The sequence below is a fragment of the Paracraurococcus ruber genome (assembly GCF_004353985.1).
In the GTDB taxonomy this organism is placed as follows: domain Bacteria; phylum Pseudomonadota; class Alphaproteobacteria; order Acetobacterales; family Acetobacteraceae; genus Paracraurococcus; species Paracraurococcus ruber.
In genome coordinates this window covers 1-2199 of sequence record NZ_SMOA01000500.1, presented here as the reverse complement: position 1 = coordinate 2199, position 2199 = coordinate 1, and the positions used below count along the sequence as shown (strand labels likewise).

Genomic DNA, 2199 nt, shown 5'->3' with positions numbered 1-2199 from the left:
CATCGGTGCTGCGACTTGGGAACACCGTCATGATCCTGGAACTCCACCGGCAGGGCCTGAGCCCGACGGCCATCGCCCGCCAGCTCGGCATCGACCGCAAGACCGTGCGGAAATACATCGCGCGCGGCCTGGAGCCGCCGGTCTACGGACCGCGGCAGCCAAGGGCACGGGTGACCGACCCCTACCTCGACTACCTGCGCGAGCGACTGACGGCCTATCCTGGCCTGACCGCCACCCGGCTGCTGCGCGAGCTCAGCGAGCGCGGCTTCGCCGGTGGCTACACCGCGGTCAAGCGCGCCGTGCAGGGGCTGCGGCCCCAACAGCCACAGGTCTTCGAGGTCCGCTTCGAGACGCCGCCCGGCGAGCAGGCGCAGGTCGACCTGGCACGCTTCGAGGTGACCTTCACCGACGACCCGGGCAGCAAGCGCATCGTCTGGCTGTTCTCGATGGTGCTGGGCTATTCGCGGCTGATCTGGGCCCGCTTCATCCAGCACCAGGACCTGCAGAGCGTCCTGCGCTGCCACGTCGCCGCCTTCGAGGCGATCGGCGGGGCGCCGCGGGAAATCCTGTACGACCGGATGAAAACCGCCGTCACCGGCGAGGATCCCGACGGGCTGGTCATCTACAACCGCAGCCTGCTCGACCTGGCGCGTCACTACGGCTTCCAGCCCAGGGCCTGCCGCCCCTACCGCGCCAAGACCAAAGGCAAGGTCGAGCGGCCCTTCCGCTACATCCGCGAGGATTTCTTCCTCGGCCGCAGCTTCCGCAACCTCGACGACCTGAACCAGCAGCTGCGCCACTGGCTCGACACCGTCGCCAACCTGCGGGTGCACGCCACCACCCGGCGCGTGGTGAACGAGGCCTTCGCCGAGGAGCGGCCGACGCTGCGCTTGCCGGTCGGCCCCTATCGCGCCGTACTGAAACTGGAGCGCCGGGTCTCGCACGAGGGCATGGTCAGCGTCGGTGGCAATGCCTACAGCGTCCCCGACACCGCCCGCCGCCGCGTGCTGGAGGTGCATTCCCTGGTCGACGAGATCCGCATCCTCGAGGACGGCGTGATCATCGCCAGCCACATCCCGCTCGAGGGCCGGGGCCACACCCGCGTCGACCCAGCCCATCGCAGGGTCGCGGCACGCGCCAGCCGCACCAGCGCCGAGGCGCCGGTAGTGATGCCGCGCGCCGGCGACCAGGTCGCCCGTCGCTCGCTCGACTTCTACGACGCCGTCGGCCGGGCCCTTGCCGTCCAGGGTAACGCCTGATGGCCGGCACCGACCCGACGCTGTCCATCGTCGACCGCATCAAGCGCAGCTTGGTCGGGCTGCGCATGCCGCGCGCCCTCGAATGCCTCGACGCCGTGCTCCGCCAGGTCGAGCGCGGCGAGATCGGCACCCTCGAGGCCATCGACACCCTGCTGGTCGACGAACTGACGCTGCGCGAGAACCGCCGCATCAAGACCGCCCTGGTCATGGCCAGGCTGTCGACCATGAAGACCCTGTCTGGCTTCGACTTCGCCTTCCAGCCCTCGCTCGACCGCAACCGCATCCTCGCCCTGGCCGGGCTTGACTTCATCACCCGCCACGAGGTGGTCCACTTCACCGGCCCGCCCGGCACCGGCAAGTCCCACCTCTCCATCGCCCTCGGCATCGAGGCGGTGAAGGCCGGCCGCAGCGTCCATTTCATCAGCCTCGCCGACCTCGTCGGCACCCTGGCCAGGGCCGAACGCGAGGGCTCGCTCCGCGAGAAGATCCGCTTCTACAGCCGCTTCGCGCTGCTGATCGTCGATGAGATCGGCTACCTCCCCGTCGTCCCAGGCGGCGGCAACCTGTTCTTCCAGCTGGTCAACGCCCGCTACGAGAAGGGCGCCATGATCCTGACCTCCAACCGTGGCTTCGCCGAATGGGGCCAGATCTTCGGCGACCCCGTCGTCGCCACCGCCCTGCTCGATCGCCTGCTCCACCACGCCGTCGTCGTGCAGATCGAGGGCGCCAGCTACCGCCTCCGGCAGCACGCGGAACTCATCCCCGAGCACGTCCGCTCCAAAGCCCTCATCCAGCCGCCACCAGCGCTACCGCCGAGACGTCGCGGCCGGCCACCAAAAATCCAGGAAGTCGCCGATCAACGCGCCGGCTGATCACCGATGCCCAGCCAGTGGGGAATTTTGCCGGCCCACTTCTGGGGAGTTTCCGCGGACCGTTGACA

The 2199-nt window shown here is 69.3% G+C and carries 2 protein-coding genes; both read left to right on the top strand.

Going from position 1 to position 2199, the window contains the following annotated elements; genetic code table 11:
- The first annotated feature begins 5 nt into the window (after positions 1 to 5).
- Positions 6 to 1259 (top strand): IS21 family transposase, encoded by a 1254-nt coding sequence (istA, locus tag E2C05_RS31200; RefSeq protein ID WP_133223495.1) that lies wholly within the window; start codon positions 6 to 8, stop codon positions 1257 to 1259.
- Positions 1259 to 2131 carry an IS21-like element helper ATPase IstB gene (gene istB, locus E2C05_RS31195; RefSeq protein ID WP_133223494.1) on the top strand — a complete coding sequence of 291 codons (873 nt, stop codon included), beginning with the start codon at positions 1259 to 1261 and terminating at the stop codon, positions 2129 to 2131. The genes istA and istB overlap by 1 nt, the downstream gene beginning before the upstream one ends.
- The last annotated feature ends 68 nt before the right edge of the window (positions 2132 to 2199 follow it).